Here is a 15,959-nt window from a genome sequence, read left to right as displayed (position 1 = left end):
TAAAAATTAAAAGTTCAAACCAAAGAATTCTTCAAACTTACTCACGACGTAGTCCAGGTGCTCGGTAGTCAGCCCTGGATAAATACCAATCCAGAAAGTTTGATTCATAATACGGTCTGTATTTGTTAATCGCCCCACAACACGATATTTCACATTTGCAAAATATGGCTGACGCGTCAGATTGCCAGCGAATAACAGACGGGTACCAATTTTAGCTTCATCAAGAAACTTGACCAAATCAATGCGTTCAACACCGCTAGTTTCTTTCAGCGTAATAGGGAAACCAAACCAGGATGGATCAGATTTCTCCGTAGCTTCCGGTAATTCCAAAAACTCAGCGCAGGATTGCAAACCATTTTTAAGGTATGCAAAATTCTCTTTGCGTTTTTGCACAAACTCTTCCACTCGTTCGAGCTGTGCAAGGCCACAAGCAGCCTGCATATCCGTAATTTTCAGGTTATATCCCAAATGCGAGTAGGTGTATTTGTGATCATATCCAAATGGCAGAGAACCCAACTGCTGACCAAAACGTTTCCCACAGGTATTATCACAACCAGGAGCGCAGTAACAATCACGTCCCCAGTCTCGGAAAGATTCAATCAATTTCTTTAATTCACCTGATTTGGTGAACACAGCTCCGCCCTCACCCATCGTAATATGGTGGGCCGGATAAAAACTTACTGTACCAATATCCCCGAAAGTACCTACCATCTGGCCATCATATGTCGAGCCCAGAGCATCGCAGCAGTCTTCAATTAACCACAGATTATACTTATCCGCGATGCGGCGAACTTCTGTAAGATCAAATGTGTTACCTAAGGTGTGCGCGATCATAATCGCTTTTGATTTTTCACTCACAGCAGCTTCAATAAGAGAAGCATCAACATTATACGTTGGGATATCTACATCAACAAAAACTGGAATCAACCCATTCTGAATTGTTGGGTTAACAGTAGTCGGGAACCCGGCGGCAACAGTAATTACTTCATCACCGGGTTTGAGCGCACGGTCTCCTAACTTTGGCGACGTCAATGCGGTCAAAGCTAACAAGTTTGCTGAAGAACCCGAAGTGGTGGTTAATACATGTGGTACACCAATAAACTCACCGAGTTTCTTTTCGAAAGCATCATTAAAGCGTCCCGTTGTAAGCCATCCATCTAAAGAAGCCTCAACCATCAGCTGTAGCTCTTTAGCCCCGATGACTTTACCTGAAGGTGGTACAACGCTGACACCAGCATTAAAAGGTTTCGGGCTTAATGCCTCATCGGCATACTCAGCAACGAGTTTGGAAATTTGTTCACGCAGGTTTTTTGCTGTCATTGCTATAATTCCTGTACTTATCTGTTTAGCTAAAAGTAGTCGCGGTCATGTAGTCATGGATTTCACGTTTCGAATATTCCAGCATATCCGATCCGCCTATCCATGCTTTGTGCCATTTAACAATACGACCAAGTGTTTCAACGAGCGCCCATCGAGGGTGCCAACCTAATTGCATATGCGCTTTTGAGCAGTCGAGTTTAAGATAGTGAGCCTCATGAGGATGGTTCTGCCCATCCAACAACCAGCTTGCCCCTTCCCCCCACAACGTAACCATCTTTTCAACAATAAACTCAACCGTTTTTGCATCCTCTTCACGAGGACCAAAGTTCCACCCTTCTGAGTATTTCGCACCGTCAATAAAGAGATTTTGTGCGATGACGATATAACCAGAAAGAGGTTCCAGCACATGCTGCCAAGGACGAATAGAGTGTGGATTACGAATAATAACCTGCTGATTATTCTCGAAGGAACGCAAGATATCTGGTATGAGACGGTCTTCCGCCCAATCACCGCCGCCAATAACATTACCTGCTCTAACTGAAGCCAGACCCACACCATGGTGAGCATAGTTTTGAGGGTTAAAGAATGAACTTCTAAACGCAGAGGCGACTAATTCAGCACACCCCTTACTATTAGAATATGGGTCATAGCCCCCCATCGCTTCATTTTCGCGATAACCCCAAACCCATTCACGATTTTCATAGCACTTATCGCTGGTAATATTGACTACAGCTTTTATACCTCCAACCTGCTTCACCGCTTCAAGCAAATTAACGGTGCCCATGACATTCGTTGAGTAGGTTTCAATGGGCTCCTTATAAGAGAGCCTGACAAGCGGCTGAGCGGCCATATGGAAAATAATGTCTGGTTTAAAAGAGGCAATAGCGTTACGTAATTTTTCAAAATCACGAATATCACCTATTTCTGACTCCATCAACGAACTGATATTGACAGTGTCAAAAAAACTTGGCGTTGTAGGTGCATCAAGAGAATAACCTTTTAGCGTTGCACCCATTTCACTTAGCCAAAGTGAAAGCCATCCACCTTTAAATCCCGTATGACCAGTAATAAAAACGCGTTTTCCTTGCCAGAAGTTTTTATCAATCATGATATCACTCCCACGTTTTCCAGGGTGCCGTTCCTTTCTCCCATAAACCTTCCAGGTACGTTTTATCACGCAACGTATCCATTGGTTGCCAGAATCCTGCATGCTCGTAGGCCATGAGTTCCCCTTGCTTTGCAAGCGTCATCAACGGCTCTTGTTCCCAGGTAGTTGCGTCGTTTTCAATGAGATCAATCACCGAAGGATTCAGTACAAAGAACCCCCCGTTAATCATTGCGCCATCGCCTTTCGGTTTCTCCTGGAAAGATTGAACCTGGCCGCCACGGATATCCAGCGCGCCAAAACGCCCCGGAGGGAAAGTTGCCGTTAGGGTTGCTTTTTTGCCATGCGCTTTGTGAAAATCAATTGTCGCGCGGATATTAATATCAGCAACGCCATCACCGTAGGTAAAAAGGAAGGCTTCATCATTTTTTACATATTCAGCAACACGCTTTAAACGTCCGCCGGTCATCGAAGAATCACCCGTATCAACCAATGTCACATTCCATGGTTCGACCCGTTTGTGGTGTACTTCCATTCTGTTTTCTGCCATGTGAAAGGTTACATCTGACATATGCAGGAAGTAATTCGCAAAATATTCTTTGATGACATACCCTTTATAGCCACAGCATATAATAAAATCTTTAATTCCATGAGAGGAGTACATTTTCATAATGTGCCAAAGTATCGGCTTACCACCGATCTCTACCATTGGCTTTGGTTTTACTATTGTTTCTTCACTTAATCTGGTTCCTAGTCCACCAGCCAGAATCACTGCTTTCATACCTAACCCTCTATTTTATTTAGATGCAGTGAATGCATCCGAATAGAAATTATCAACTGACATTTTTTTGGAAATAAAATCTTTTTTACTCGCATCAATCATGACTGGTGAACCACAAGCATAAATATCAAATGACTCCAGCGAATCGAAATCCTCGAGTATTGCATGATGAACGAAACCTTTACGCCCATTCCATGTTGGATCATTACCGGAGACCACGGGCACAAAATGAATTCGTTCAAATTTATCATCTAGTTCCTGAGGCAGTAAAGAGTAGAAGTCCTTACCTAAAGGCATACCCCAATAGATATAAATTTCTCGAGATGATGCATTTTCTACCAGATGCTCAACCATGGCTTTAACTGGGGCAAACCCAGTACCACCCGCAATAAAAATGATGGGCCGGTCACCTTCTCTGATAAAGAACGTCCCACATGGGCCTTCAATGCGCATCAGGGTATTGACTTGCAATTCGCTGAATAATAATGAACTCATTTGGCCATTAACAACGTTTCGTATGTGCAACTCTATGCCATCAATGCCATTACAGTTTGCAATAGAATAACTCCGCGTTACACCTTTATACTGAAGGTTAACGTATTGCCCTGGGAGAAAATCCATTTTTGCAGTTGGTGGTAAACGGAGAGTTAACTTCATGACGTCATCAGAAACCAGCTCAATGCTATTTACCTTGCATGGAACAATTCTTTTTACTTGTCCCTGTAATTCTGGATAATAATGGGCCTGCAATTGAAGATCACTTTTAGGTTTGCAATTACATGTCAGAACCTTATCTCCCTGACCATATGCTTTACCCTCACTATCTGTTACCTCGCCGACGAGTAAAGTCGATTCGCAGACTCCGCAGTCTCCATTTTTGCAACTATGTTCCAGATGTATACCCGCAGCTAAGGCAGAATCAAGAATAGATGACTCTTCAGTTCCAGAGAATTCGATATTAGATGGAAAAATTTTAATTAAATGAGACACTGTCATTATTACTCAAATGATGAAATTTGTGTCAACAAAGGAGCAATAGCATCTTTTGCTGAAAGTTCAGGTTGCTGAGTTAACGGCCATTCAATACCTATTGTCTCATCACTCCACAAGATACTCCCTTCGGCAGCTGGTGCATAATAATTTGTTGCCTTATAAAGGAATTCAGCAGTTTCGCTTAGGGTGACGAACCCATGAGCAAAGCCTTCGGGAATCCAAAGTTGTTTTTTATTTTCTGCTGACAGATATACACCGACCCACTTTCTAAAAGTTGGAGAATTTTCACGTATATCGACGGCTACATCAAAAACTTCGCCCAAGGTACATCTTACTAATTTACCTTGCGCATGATCTCCCTTTTGAAAATGCAGGCCTCTAAGCACTCCTTTACGAGATTTGGAGTGATTATCTTGTAAAAAAGATATCTTACGGCCAACAGCATCTTCGAAAAGTTTATGATTAAAGCTTTCAAAGAAAAAACCACGTTCATCTCCAAACACTTTTGGTTCAAAAATTAAAACGTCTGGAATAGTTGTTTCAATAACATTCATTTCTTATAAACCTTTAATCATCTTTATAAGATATTTGCCATAGTCATTTTTAAAAAGTGGTTCTGCAAGCCTTTCTACCTGTTTTACATCTATAAAGCCCTTGCGAAAGGCAATTTCCTCCGGGCAAGAAACCTTCAGACCCTGGCGCTCTTCGAGCGTGGCAATGAAGTTACTAGCTTCAATCAAACTCTGATGCGTCCCCGTGTCCAGCCAAGCATAACCGCGCCCCATCATAGCAACAGACAAACGCCCCTGCTCCATATAAATTCGATTTATATCAGTAATTTCAAGCTCGCCACGCGCGGAAGGCTTCAGGTTTTTAGCCAGTTCTACGACATCGTTATCATAGAAATATAATCCGGTGACCGCATAATTACTTTTCGGTTCCAGCGGTTTTTCTTCAAGGCTGATGGCAGTTCCATTCTTATCAAATTCAACGACACCGTAACGCTCAGGATCATTAACATGGTATGCGAATACGGTCGCACCACTCTCTCGATTGACCGCCGTTTCCATTAATTTAGGCAGATCATGACCGTAAAAAATATTATCGCCGAGTACCAACGCGCAGTCATCATTTCCGATAAAATCTTCACCGATGATAAATGCCTGGGCTAAACCATCCGGCGAAGGCTGAACCTTATAATGTAGACTTAAACCCCATTGACTGCCATCACCCAGTAATTGCTCAAAACGAGGTGTATCCTGCGGAGTGCTAATAATCAAAATATCACGAATACCCGCTAACATTAGCGTTGAGAGCGGGTAATAGATCATTGGTTTGTCATATATGGGCAACAATTGCTTGCTGACGGCCATGGTCACTGGATATAAACGGGTACCAGAACCACCAGCTAAAATAATGCCTTTACGGGTTTTCATTTCATTATCTCTTTATACGCAAAAGTACCCACTGACGGGCACTAACATTATATTCAGATTGCTGTCGCAGCAAACAATTCATTCAGCATACGTTTAACTCCGTTCTCCCAATTGGGAAGAACAAGCCCAAAGGTACGCTGGAATTTTTCATTATTAAGACGAGAGTTATTTGGTCGGCATGCCGGGGTTGGATAAGCGCTGGTTGGTACTTTATTTAACTGCTTGATTGCAAGTGCAACATCAGCTTTTCTGGCTTCGGAAAAGACTAATGCAGCATAATCATGCCATGTAGTGACACCACTCGCAACGAGGTGATAAAGGCCAGCAACCTCCTGATTTTTCTGTGCAATCCGAATAGCATGTGCGGTACAATCCGCCAATAATTCTGCACCCGTTGGCGCACCAAACTGATCGTTAATGACGGAAAGTTCAGTTTTCTCTTTAGCCAAACGTAACATGGTTTTTGCAAAGTTATTGCCTTTGCCAGCATAAACCCAGCTGGTACGAAAAATAAGGTGCTTTGGGCAATATTCTTGTAATGCCCTTTCACCGGCCAGTTTCGTTTTGCCATAAACATTTAATGGTGCAGTGGCATCATCTTCAAGCCAGGGTGCATCACCGGTACCCGGAAAAACGTAATCAGTCGAGTAATGCACAACCCACGCGCCTGTTTCAGCAGCGGCTTTGGCAATAGCCTCTACGCTTGCGGCATTAAGGAGTTGTGCAAAGTCCACTTCAGATTCAGCTTTATCCACGGCAGTATGTGCGGCAGCATTCACAATCACATCTGGACGTATTTTTCTTACGGTTTCAGCAACACCTTCAGGATTACTAAAATCGCCGCAATAATCGGTAGAATGCACATCAAGGGCGATAATATTTCCCAGCGGGGCGAGTGCCCGTTGCAACTCCCAGCCTACCTGACCATTTTTCCCGAACAACAGAATATTCATTATTTGCGTTCCCCATAATTCTGCTCAATCCAGGTTTTATAAGCCCCGCTTTTTACGTTTTCCACCCAATCGGTATTGCTCAGATACCACTCCACCGTTTTACGAATGCCGCTTTCGAATGTCTCCTGAGGCTTCCACCCTAACTCAGCAGCAATTTTATGTGCCTCAATCGCATAGCGACGGTCATGACCCGGACGGTCAGCCACATACGTAATCTGATCGCGATACGAACCCTCTTTAGGCACAATCTCATCCAGCAGATCGCAAATCGTATGCACCACATCCAGGTTCTGCTTTTCGTTGTGTCCACCAATGTTGTACGTCTCTCCCGGTTTCCCTTGGGTGAGCACGGTGTAGAGTGCACGCGCATGATCTTCTACATACAGCCAGTCACGAATCTGGTCACCCTTCCCGTAAATAGGCAGAGCTTTCCCTTCCAGCGCATTCAGGATAACCAACGGGATCAGTTTTTCCGGAAAATGGTACGGGCCGTAGTTATTTGAACAGTTGGTGACGATGGTCGGGAAACCGTAGGTACGCAGCCAGGCACGAACGAGATGATCGCTCGAGGCTTTCGACGCTGAATACGGGCTGCTGGGCGCATACGCAGTTGTTTCAGTAAAGAGTGGCAACTCAGTTGATGCCGGATGCTCATCTGGATGCGGTAAATCACCATATACTTCGTCGGTAGAGATGTGATGGAAACGAAACGCTTTCTTCGCCTGCTCATCCAGCGTGGACCAGTACGCACGAGCGGCTTCCAGCAGCACATAAGTGCCGACGATATTGGTTTCAATAAACGCAGCCGGGCCGGTAATGGAACGATCGACGTGACTTTCAGCGGCCAGGTGCATCACCGCATCAGGTTTATGCTTTGCGAAGATGCGATCCATGACGTCTTTGTCGCAGATATCGGCATGCTCAAAAGCATATCGGTCGCTAGCACTAACTTCAGTTAGCGACTCCAGATTTCCGGCATAGGTGAGCTTATCCACATTGACGACATCGTCCTGGGTATTTTTAATAATATGTCGTACAACCGCTGAGCCGATAAAACCAGCCCCGCCCGTCACAAGAATTTTCACGTTATCTGTTCCGTCTGGTGTATGTGTCTGGATACTGGCGTTCTGAAACCGGAGCATTTATTGACGGTTTCAGAAATTGAGCACGCTACCGCCCCTGGCTTAACAGCTACCAGTGCACTGAGCGATGTTTGATTAAATGATTTTTCTTGTCTGGATACAGACAAAAACTGGCGTTAATTGTCGTCCTAAACGACCTCAGAAACAAGCACAAATCGCTACAAAGCTGCTGAGATTTGAATCAGATAACTCTATGTAATCATTAAAATTAATAACAAAAAACGGCAGTTATCATTTTGGTTATGTCTCAACATTCCAAAATGATAACTGCCGTTTGTTCAGGCCGTGGCAGGAATATCAGTCGTTAGCCAGCAGCTTCTCAATCCGGCTTCTGAACTTCTGTCCTTCCTTCAGGTTACGCAGGCCGTAGTTAACAAACGCCTGCATATACCCCAGTTTCTTACCGCAGTCATAGCTGTCACCGGTCATCAGCATCGCGTCAACAGACTGTTTTTTCGCCAGCTCAGCAATCGCGTCGGTTAGCTGGATACGGTCCCAGGCGCCCGGCTCAGTTTTTTCCAGCTCCGCCCAGATATCCGCATTCAGAACATAACGGCCAACCGCCATCAGGTCAGAATCCAGCGTCTGCGGCTGATCGGGTTTTTCGATAAACTCAACGATGCGGCTCACCTGCCCTTCCGTCTCCAGCGCTTCTTTTGTCTGGATAACGGAGTACTCGGAGAGATCGCCCTTCATGCGTTTTGCCAGCACCTGGCTACGGCCAGTTTCATTGAAACGTGCCACCATTGCCGCCAGGTTGTAGCGCAGCGGATCGGCAGAAGCGGTATCGATGATGATGTCCGGAAGAACAACAATGAATGGGTTATCACCCACAACCGGACGGGCACACAGAATAGAGTGACCCAGCCCCAGCGGCTGCGCCTGACGGACGTTCATAATGGTCACGCCCGGCGGACAAATAGACTGCACTTCCGCCAGCAACTGGCGTTTGACGCGCTGCTCAAGCAGCGCTTCGAGTTCGTAAGAGGTGTCGAAGTGGTTCTCAACCGCATTCTTGGACGAATGGGTAACCAGGACGATTTCTTTGATCCCTGCAGCAACAATCTCGTCGACGATATATTGAATCATCGGTTTGTCGACGATCGGCAGCATCTCTTTAGGAATGGCTTTAGTGGCTGGCAGCATATGCATGCCCAAGCCTGCTACCGGAATGACTGCTTTCAAATTAATCATTATTTCTTCCACCTTAAAATGGTTGACGAATTATAGCTCTTAAACCTGTTTTCGCCAGCATGATTTGCCGTAATCCTATGGCAATGTTACGCCTTAGCCCCACAAATTTCTGTAGTTGTAATCTGAATAGATCACACTTCTGTGCCAGGAATAGTCTCAAAAAAGAAAATTGTCGATTATCTGTGCGGAAGCGCAAAATTCAACTTTTCCACATTCACTACCTGCTGGTCAACGCGGTCAATATCCACCGAACTCTGCCCCTTCTCATTAACCGCTTTGATGTTCGCCAGCGACAGCAAGGTTTCATCTTTGGCCATAAATTTACCCCGCACATCTTTACGCAGGTCGAAGTTGATCTTCAGCGCGGGGCCAATAGCGGCTTCCTGCATCACGTTGATATTACGCAAGAAAAGATGCTGCGGCTTGTTGTGCAGCTCAAGCGTCGCTCGCTTCATCTCCACGTTAGTGATTGCCACAAAGGAGGTCGCATTACCGGATGAAATTTGTATTCCGCGCAGCTTATACGCAAGCTGGCGATTATCCAGATGAATATTGTTGAGCTTGAAGTTCTGCGGGATGGACAAATAATCGCCTTTAATTACCCCATAGCCGATTAACATTCCGGCACTATTGACCATGTCGACATTATCAATAATGAAATTATCACAGCCATAAATGGCGACCGTGGCGTTGTCTATACCCGCCTTTTTACTGAAATCGGGGGTAATATTTTTGGCCTTTATATTGCGGATAACAAAGTGTTTCCCGTTCTCAACGTGCACCAGCTGGCGACAGTTGCTGCCGGTGATATTTGCCACCACGAAGTTCTTCACGGTTTGCTTTTCCGGGTAGTCGTTATCGTAGGTGCTGCCAGCAAGGCCAATGCCGATGCCCCAGTTGATCTTGCCGTTTGTGCAGTTGATATTGTCGATCACATGATCGGATATCAGGATATTGCGATCGTTGATGGCGACGTTCCACTCGATCGCATCCCCCTGCAGATGGCTGAATTTACTGTTGGTGATGCGAGCGCCATCGACCTGATTATGGAAGCCCTGGCGCAGAATGGCGTAGTTTGCCTGGCTCACGCTAATGTTATCAATCAGCAAATTGCGCATCACGCTGGGTTTCTTGCCGCCGATGTAGATCTGCGTTACCGGGCCAAATCCACTCATCGCCAGGCCTTTAATCACACAGTCAGATCCGCGAACGTCGAGCGTAATGTTCTCCGTGCGCCCGCCGCCTTCACCGATCACTTTGCAGCCTTCCTGCAGCACAAAGCGGCCGCGTCCGTTGCCGGTTAATGCCCCGCGGATCAGCAGCGTTTTACCGTCGGGAATAAAAATACCCGTATTGATGTTTTCACAGGTGAGTCCGGCCGGGACCACAACGGTATCACCGTCCTTAAACGCCTGCTTAAAGGCGGCAATCCAGTCGTTGTTATTGTACTGATTAATGGAAACCGTCTTTCCGCTTGCCGCCCGCGCGATGCGGGTCGACAGCAGCGGCGAGGCCGCCAGAACGGAAAGAGAGGAGACAAAAGTGCGTCGGGTAATCTTTTTCAGCATACAACCTCGGCGTTACAGCGTTTGCAGCAGGCTCGCTAACTGGCGGTTAATCACCTGCTGGTTAAAATCGGTTTCAACTTTTTGTCGGGCATTGTGGAGCACCGGCTCCAGCGCCTGCTGGTCAATGTCGCTGAAGGCAGCTAATCGATCCGCAAGGGCCATCGCGTTATTCTCCGGCACCAGCCAGCCGGAATGGTCAGATTTGATCAGCTCCGGGATCCCGCTATGCAGCGTCGATACCACCGGGATCCCCACGGCCATCGCCTCCATCAGCGCCACCGGAATGCCTTCCATATCGCCATCGGCGCCCGTTACCGAAGGCAGCAGGAACACGTCCGCCTCATCGAGCATCGCCTTGACCTCGTGGCTGGGCTTGAAGCCCGGCATCTCCACGACATCCTCCAGTTGATACTGCTCGATAAGCGTGCGCAGACGACGTTCCCACGGCCCAATACCGAGAATGCGATAGTGGAAATCCACCCCGCGCGCCTTCAGCTGGCGGCAGGCTTCAATCGCCACGTGCAGACCTTTCTTCTCGGTCAGACGTGCTACGGAGATGATCTGCAGCGGTTTCCCCGGCACCTTAACCGGGCGGCGGGTAAAGCGGGCTAAATCCACACCCATACGCGACACGGTAATTTTCTCCCCCGGGCAGCCCATGTTTTTCAGACGTCCGGCCCACAGTTCGCTGATGGGCAGCATCATGTCGCCGCGGCGGAAAAGCTGCTGATATTCCGGCGTGTAGTGGTTCAGCACTTCGCGGCTGGAAATATCGATCCCGTGGAAGATGGTGGCAATTTTGCCGTCAATCACCCCCAGCTCACGCAGCTTCGCTGCTGTTACGCCCGCCGGGCCAAAGTGGGCGATAAACACGTCGGCTCGATACGGCTGCGCCGTTTGCCCGCAGATGGCCGACAGAATTAAATTGCGAGATTCAGAGCCATAGCGGGAAACATTCAGCGCCCGCCAGGTCGACGCGCGGTGGATCCCGCGTAACGTCTGGCTCGCCCGGTGGCCCAGCTTGCTCAGTTTCCCGGAAGGTTCGTCCTGCAGCCAGCGGGTTTTCGCCTCCAGCCCATACTGGGTATACGCCGCATGGGTATTTTGGGTGTCGCCCTTTTGCAGGGCGATAATCTCCACGTCATATCCCATATCGATAAACGCGGTGATTTGGTTCAGGACAAACGTTTCAGACGACAGCGGAAATTTCAGCAAGAAGAAACCAACCTTCATTTCCCCTCCCGCACGCGATCGAGCACCGATTTCACCATATCAATCCCCTTCTCGCGCTCGGCTTTCACCGCTACCGCCAGGCGTTCATTGATGGCAGGCAGCTGACCCAGGGTGTCGCCCACCATCGCACCGAGCGAACCATCGAGAAGATGACGAATATCCACGGCCATTTCAGGCATGCCAAGCTGCTGCATGATGCCTGCTGATTTGTGCTCATAGTTGATGGCAATGGCCGGCGTGCCAAAGTTCATGGAGATAATGGCGGAGTGCAGGCGCGTGCCGACGGTCAGGTCGCAGGCTGCGAGCAGTTTGCCCATCTCCAGGTCGTTCAGTTCGTCCATCACCACATGGTAGCGGGACGGGTCGTTCACCAGGTTGCGCAGGTTCAGCGCCACCATGCGGTCATCTTTGTTGTAGCTGTCGATGCCGGTACAGGTTGAGAGCGCCAGCACCTGGTAACCGCTGTCCAGCACGCGGTTCACCACGTCGGCGAACGCTTTCTCGTAGGCTGCCTGGGTGGTGCCAAGACGCTTATCGAACGGAGCGAGTTCACGCAGGGTAATCGCGACGGTTTTCTGTTTCGCCGCCACGTCGAGCCAGTGCTGTACCGCGTAGCTCGGCTGGAAATTATCGTCCTGGTGATCCACCAGCCAGGCGGTGTCCACGCCGTGTTCAACTTTCGAGGTGTCAATTTCGCTGCGCTTCATCATCTCGAGGCTGACCGATTCACGCAGGATCAGCGCGTCACAGTGGCCGAACACGTAGTTCGCCAGCTGGTTAAACTGCGGATCCTGGAATGGCCCGACGCTGTGGCCGATCATAAACAGCGGCTTTTTCGCCATAAACGTGCACAGCGCATGCTCAAACTGCGGCACGCCGTAGAGATCGACGAAGAACGATCCGCCGACCTGAATAATCGCGTCATAGCCAGACAGCAGACGCACGAAATCGGTAAAGCCCTGCGCGATTGCGATGTTGCGCAGCTTGCCGGTGTCGGTCACGCGGGAAAGCAGCACCTGATGCTGGTAGCGACGGCGCAGCACTTTTTTCACGCGCCCCATCACGCCCGCGGCGTTGTTGTGCTGTTTCATCTGGCTGTAGAGCGGGTCGCCCATCACCGGGCGGTTCAGTAACCAGGATGAGCTGACCGGATAACGGCTCATCACGTCCACTTCAGTCTCAGGCTTAAGGGTGTTAATTGCATCCAGTAAACCGCGCAGGATGGCGCTGTCGCCACGGTTGCCGCAGGTATGGTTGCCAAGAATTAATAATTTCATAATGGCCTCTTAAAGAACTAGCCTGCGCGAAGCAGCGTTTTCATTTTTTCGTTACGGCAAAACTGGCGCTTCATCTCAACCACCAGCGCGTTGCGCGACAGCACAATCATCACGCCAAAGGCCAGCGCGCCCGCGGCAACCTGCACCGCCAGCAGCGCGGCCAGCGGCAGATGCCCGCTGAGGATAATGCCCAGGCCGTAGCTCACCGCCAGGGTCGGCAATGAGAGATAGAACGGCAGCCACAGGCTCAGGATGTACTGACGGTAGCTGGAGCCCAGCACCGGTTTGATCATGATGAAGTAGCTCAGAACGGTGTTGACTACCTGCACCAGCAGGAAGCCCAGCGTGACGCCGATGGCGCCCGCCATATGCCCGCCAACGATAATCGCCGGAATAAACAGGAAGGTTTTGAACACGTTGAACTTAAAGCTGATATCAACGCGCGCCTTCGCCATCAGCAGAGAACCAATCGGATTCCCCACGGAGCGCAGCAGCCCCACCACGCACAGCAGCTGCAGGATCGGGATAATGCCGTTCCACTTCTCGCCAAACACCAGCGGCACGAAGTTACTGGACACCACCATCAGCCCCAGCAGCACCGGGAAGTTAATGATCCCCACCACGGAGAGCAGCTTGTAGAAGTTGACGCGCAGCTTCTCGGTGTCGTCCTGAATCTTGGCGAACGCCGGGAACAGCACGCGGGTGATAATCGGGTTCAGCTTCATAGGAGGAACAACCGCGACGTTATAGGCCAGATTGTAGCCCCCCGCCACGCTCGCGCCCAGGATGCGCGCCAGCACCAGCGTCGAGAGGTTGGTGTTCACGTAGTTGATAATGCTGTCCGCCGTCAGCCACGCGCCAAAGCGCAGATTGGATGAAACGGATGCGAGAGAGAAGTGCAGCCCCGGACGGTAAATCTTGCGGCCAAAGTAGCCGAACAGCAGCGTACGCACGGCAGAATTCACCAGATAACCGAGGATGGCGGTCATCGCCAGCGGCCAGAAATGGGCGCTCACCACGGTGAAGGTAAAGCCCGCCAGCACCGCGCTGGTTTCAATCATGCCGATTTTGTTGAACTCCAGCTCTTTTTGCATCAGCGCGCGAAACTGCTGTCCGTGGGGGATCACCACGAAAGCAAACGACAGCGTGCGCATCAGCGGAGCCAGATCCGGGTTGTGCAGCACGCTGGCGATGGTGTCGCTCAGCAGGAACACCAGCACGAACACGAAAATGCCCAGCCCAACGTTCAGCCAGTAGAGCGTGGTCAGCTCGAGATGGCTAATCTCTTTACGCTGGATAATGGAGTTGGCGATACCAAAGTCAGACAGCGTGTCGGCCAGCGCGATAATCACCAGCGAGACAGTCAGCAGGCCGAACTGGTGATTATCAATAATGCGCGCCAGCACCGTCATCTGCACCAGGCCGAGGCCAATGATGACGATGGTCGCCATCGCTGACCACTTCGCCCCGCTGATGGTTTTTTCACGTAAGCTCATCTTAGTACGCCGCTTTGTTCACGAAACCTTTGAAGATGGTCAGAAAAACAATCTTGATATCGAACCAGATACTCCATTCACGGATGTACTCCAGATCGAATTCGATACGTTTTTCCATTTTTTCCAGCGTGTCGGTTTCGCCGCGCCAGCCGTTGATCTGCGCCCAACCGGTAATGCCCGGTTTCACCTTATGGCGCAGCATGTAGCCTTCAATCAGCGAGCGGTACTGCTCGTTGTGCGCCACCGCGTGTGGACGCGGGCCAACAATCGACATGCCGCCGGTAAAGACGTTGATGAACTGCGGCAGCTCGTCAAGCGAAGTGCGGCGCAGGAAGTTCCCCACGCGGGTGACGCGGGGATCGTTCTGCGTCGCCTGGGTCACCACCTTGTCGTTTTCCATCACCTTCATGGAGCGGAATTTCCACACCATGATCGGCTTACCGTCCATGCCGTAGCGGGTCTGACGGAAGATAACCGGGCCGGGAGAGCTCAGCTTCACCGCCAGGGCAATGCAGCACAGCACCGGGGAAATAAGCAGTAAAATCAGCGAAGAGAGCACGATATCCTCCACGCGCTTGAGCACGCGGTTAATACCCGACAGCGGCGTGTCATACAGCGGTACCACCGGCACACCGTTTACTTCTTCAATGCGTGAATGGAGGATGTTGAAGGTAAAGACGTCCGGGATGAGGATCACCGAACAGGTGGTGTCCGCCAGCTCGCGCATCAGCTGCTTGATGCGGGATTCGTCCTTCATCTGCATGGCGATATAGACGTTGTGAATTTTGCCGGCCTTCGCATCTTCAATAAGCTGCGCGTAATTGCCCGCCCAGTCCGACGGCACGCCGCCCGGCTTCGCGTCGTGGTAAATCCCCACCACTTCAAACCCTAACCACGGCTCTTTGCGGAAGCTGTCGAGCAGCACCTTCCCGACCGGCAGATCGCCCGCCACCGCCACGAAGCGACGGTTATAGCCGCGGTTACGCAGCCAGCCCGCACCGAAGCGGATCAGAGAGCGGCACACCACCATGCCGACGCTGGTTAACAGGTACCAGCAGAGATAAGTCACGAAGCGGTTGTCAAAATCATGGCTGAACGCCACCAGGCCTGCGCTGAAGATCAGGCTCAGGGTCCAGTTCTGCAGCAGCAGCATCAGTTCGGTGGTCATTTTCACGCCGCGCCACGAGCGGTAGAAATCGGTCATCCCGCCGATCATCTGAAACACGACCAGCGCAATCAGTGCCATCAGCAGATGCATGTATAAGAACGGCAGCCCGCTGATCCGACACACCGCCCACAATCCACCGACCATGATGGTGATATCAGAAAAACGCTGCACCATAGAGATTAACGATGCATTCGTTCTCGCTCGTTCGCGTTTTTTTAGATTCGTCATCGTTGTTCCTTTATTCAACCAAAACCTTACCCCTCACCCTAACTCTCTCCCCCTCTGGGGAGAGG

The 15,959-nt window shown here is 49.7% G+C and carries 14 protein-coding genes; all 14 read right to left on the bottom strand.

Annotated features, from left to right (window positions below):
- Positions 1-6: 6 nt before the first annotated feature.
- The 14 genes from rfbH to wcaJ all read right to left on the bottom strand — a co-directional run bounded on the left by rfbH (position 7) and on the right by wcaJ (position 15,894).
- Positions 7-1,320, bottom strand: coding sequence for a lipopolysaccharide biosynthesis protein RfbH (rfbH, locus tag D5066_RS19805; RefSeq protein WP_119916979.1), 1,314 nt, complete (start codon positions 1,318-1,320; stop codon positions 7-9).
- Between the two features lie 25 nt (positions 1,321-1,345).
- Complete coding sequence (gene rfbG, locus D5066_RS19800) at positions 1,346-2,428, bottom strand: CDP-glucose 4,6-dehydratase (RefSeq protein WP_119916978.1); 1,083 nt, start codon at positions 2,426-2,428, stop codon at positions 1,346-1,348.
- Between the two features lie 4 nt (positions 2,429-2,432).
- Positions 2,433-3,206, bottom strand: a complete 774-nt coding sequence (rfbF, locus tag D5066_RS19795; RefSeq protein WP_119916977.1) for a glucose-1-phosphate cytidylyltransferase — start codon at positions 3,204-3,206, stop codon at positions 2,433-2,435.
- Between the two features lie 15 nt (positions 3,207-3,221).
- Positions 3,222-4,196, bottom strand: coding sequence for an FAD-binding oxidoreductase (locus tag D5066_RS19790; protein WP_119917001.1), 975 nt, complete (start codon positions 4,194-4,196; stop codon positions 3,222-3,224).
- A gap of 8 nt (positions 4,197-4,204) precedes the next feature.
- The gene (gene rfbC, locus D5066_RS19785) at positions 4,205-4,753 is read right to left on the bottom strand and encodes a dTDP-4-dehydrorhamnose 3,5-epimerase (protein WP_119916976.1); all 549 of its coding nucleotides are present in this window, start codon (positions 4,751-4,753) and stop codon (positions 4,205-4,207) included.
- A 3-nt stretch (positions 4,754-4,756) separates the two neighbouring features.
- Positions 4,757-5,635, bottom strand: coding sequence for a glucose-1-phosphate thymidylyltransferase RfbA (gene rfbA, locus D5066_RS19780; RefSeq protein WP_119916975.1), 879 nt, complete (start codon positions 5,633-5,635; stop codon positions 4,757-4,759).
- A 53-nt stretch (positions 5,636-5,688) separates the two neighbouring features.
- Positions 5,689-6,588: a dTDP-4-dehydrorhamnose reductase gene (gene rfbD / locus D5066_RS19775; RefSeq protein WP_080329663.1), complete on the bottom strand. Its 900-nt coding sequence runs from the start codon at positions 6,586-6,588 to the stop codon at positions 5,689-5,691.
- Positions 6,588-7,673, bottom strand: coding sequence for a dTDP-glucose 4,6-dehydratase (gene rfbB, locus D5066_RS19770; RefSeq protein WP_119916974.1), 1,086 nt, complete (start codon positions 7,671-7,673; stop codon positions 6,588-6,590). The genes rfbD and rfbB overlap by 1 nt, the downstream gene beginning before the upstream one ends.
- Before the next feature lie 354 nt (positions 7,674-8,027).
- Positions 8,028-8,924, bottom strand: a complete 897-nt coding sequence (galF, locus tag D5066_RS19765; protein ID WP_080329665.1) for a GalU regulator GalF — start codon at positions 8,922-8,924, stop codon at positions 8,028-8,030.
- A 176-nt stretch (positions 8,925-9,100) separates the two neighbouring features.
- Positions 9,101-10,492: a colanic acid biosynthesis protein WcaM gene (wcaM, locus tag D5066_RS19760; RefSeq protein ID WP_080329666.1), complete on the bottom strand. Its 1,392-nt coding sequence runs from the start codon at positions 10,490-10,492 to the stop codon at positions 9,101-9,103.
- Positions 10,493-10,504: 12 nt separating this feature from the next.
- Positions 10,505-11,725 (bottom strand): colanic acid biosynthesis glycosyltransferase WcaL, encoded by a 1,221-nt coding sequence (gene wcaL, locus D5066_RS19755; RefSeq protein ID WP_119916973.1) that lies wholly within the window; start codon positions 11,723-11,725, stop codon positions 10,505-10,507.
- Positions 11,722-13,002, bottom strand: a complete 1,281-nt coding sequence (gene wcaK, locus D5066_RS19750) for a colanic acid biosynthesis pyruvyl transferase WcaK (RefSeq protein ID WP_119916972.1) — start codon at positions 13,000-13,002, stop codon at positions 11,722-11,724. The genes wcaL and wcaK overlap by 4 nt, the downstream gene beginning before the upstream one ends.
- A 17-nt stretch (positions 13,003-13,019) precedes the next feature.
- Positions 13,020-14,498 carry a colanic acid undecaprenyl disphosphate flippase WzxC gene (gene wzxC, locus D5066_RS19745; protein WP_023312393.1) on the bottom strand — a complete coding sequence of 493 codons (1,479 nt, stop codon included), beginning with the start codon at positions 14,496-14,498 and terminating at the stop codon, positions 13,020-13,022.
- Between the two features lies 1 nt (position 14,499).
- A complete protein-coding gene (wcaJ, locus tag D5066_RS19740) occupies positions 14,500-15,894 on the bottom strand; it encodes an undecaprenyl-phosphate glucose phosphotransferase (RefSeq protein WP_080329669.1) in 1,395 nt (464 codons plus the stop codon).
- Positions 15,895-15,959: the final 65 nt, after the last annotated feature.

It is taken from the genome of Enterobacter chuandaensis (assembly GCF_003594915.1).
Lineage (GTDB): Bacteria > Pseudomonadota > Gammaproteobacteria > Enterobacterales > Enterobacteriaceae > Enterobacter > Enterobacter chuandaensis.
The sequence above is the reverse complement of the archived record's forward strand: the minus strand, read 5'-3'. Positions and strand labels throughout refer to the sequence as shown.

Coding starts and splice junctions, on each gene's coding strand:
- rfbD (WP_080329663.1), bottom strand. CDS start 6,588: ATGAATATTCTGTTGTTCGGGAAAAATGGTCAGGTAGGCTGGGAGTTG.
- rfbF (WP_119916977.1), bottom strand. CDS start 3,206: ATGAAAGCAGTGATTCTGGCTGGTGGACTAGGAACCAGATTAAGTGAA.
- wcaM (WP_080329666.1), bottom strand. CDS start 10,492: ATGCTGAAAAAGATTACCCGACGCACTTTTGTCTCCTCTCTTTCCGTT.
- rfbG (WP_119916978.1), bottom strand. CDS start 2,428: ATGATTGATAAAAACTTCTGGCAAGGAAAACGCGTTTTTATTACTGGT.
- wcaL (WP_119916973.1), bottom strand. CDS start 11,725: ATGAAGGTTGGTTTCTTCTTGCTGAAATTTCCGCTGTCGTCTGAAACG.
- rfbH (WP_119916979.1), bottom strand. CDS start 1,320: ATGACAGCAAAAAACCTGCGTGAACAAATTTCCAAACTCGTTGCTGAG.
- galF (WP_080329665.1), bottom strand. CDS start 8,924: ATGATTAATTTGAAAGCAGTCATTCCGGTAGCAGGCTTGGGCATGCAT.
- wzxC (WP_023312393.1), bottom strand. CDS start 14,498: ATGAGCTTACGTGAAAAAACCATCAGCGGGGCGAAGTGGTCAGCGATG.
- wcaJ (WP_080329669.1), bottom strand. CDS start 15,894: ATGACGAATCTAAAAAAACGCGAACGAGCGAGAACGAATGCATCGTTA.
- rfbC (WP_119916976.1), bottom strand. CDS start 4,753: ATGAATGTTATTGAAACAACTATTCCAGACGTTTTAATTTTTGAACCA.
- wcaK (WP_119916972.1), bottom strand. CDS start 13,002: ATGAAATTATTAATTCTTGGCAACCATACCTGCGGCAACCGTGGCGAC.
- rfbA (WP_119916975.1), bottom strand. CDS start 5,635: ATGAAAACCCGTAAAGGCATTATTTTAGCTGGTGGTTCTGGTACCCGT.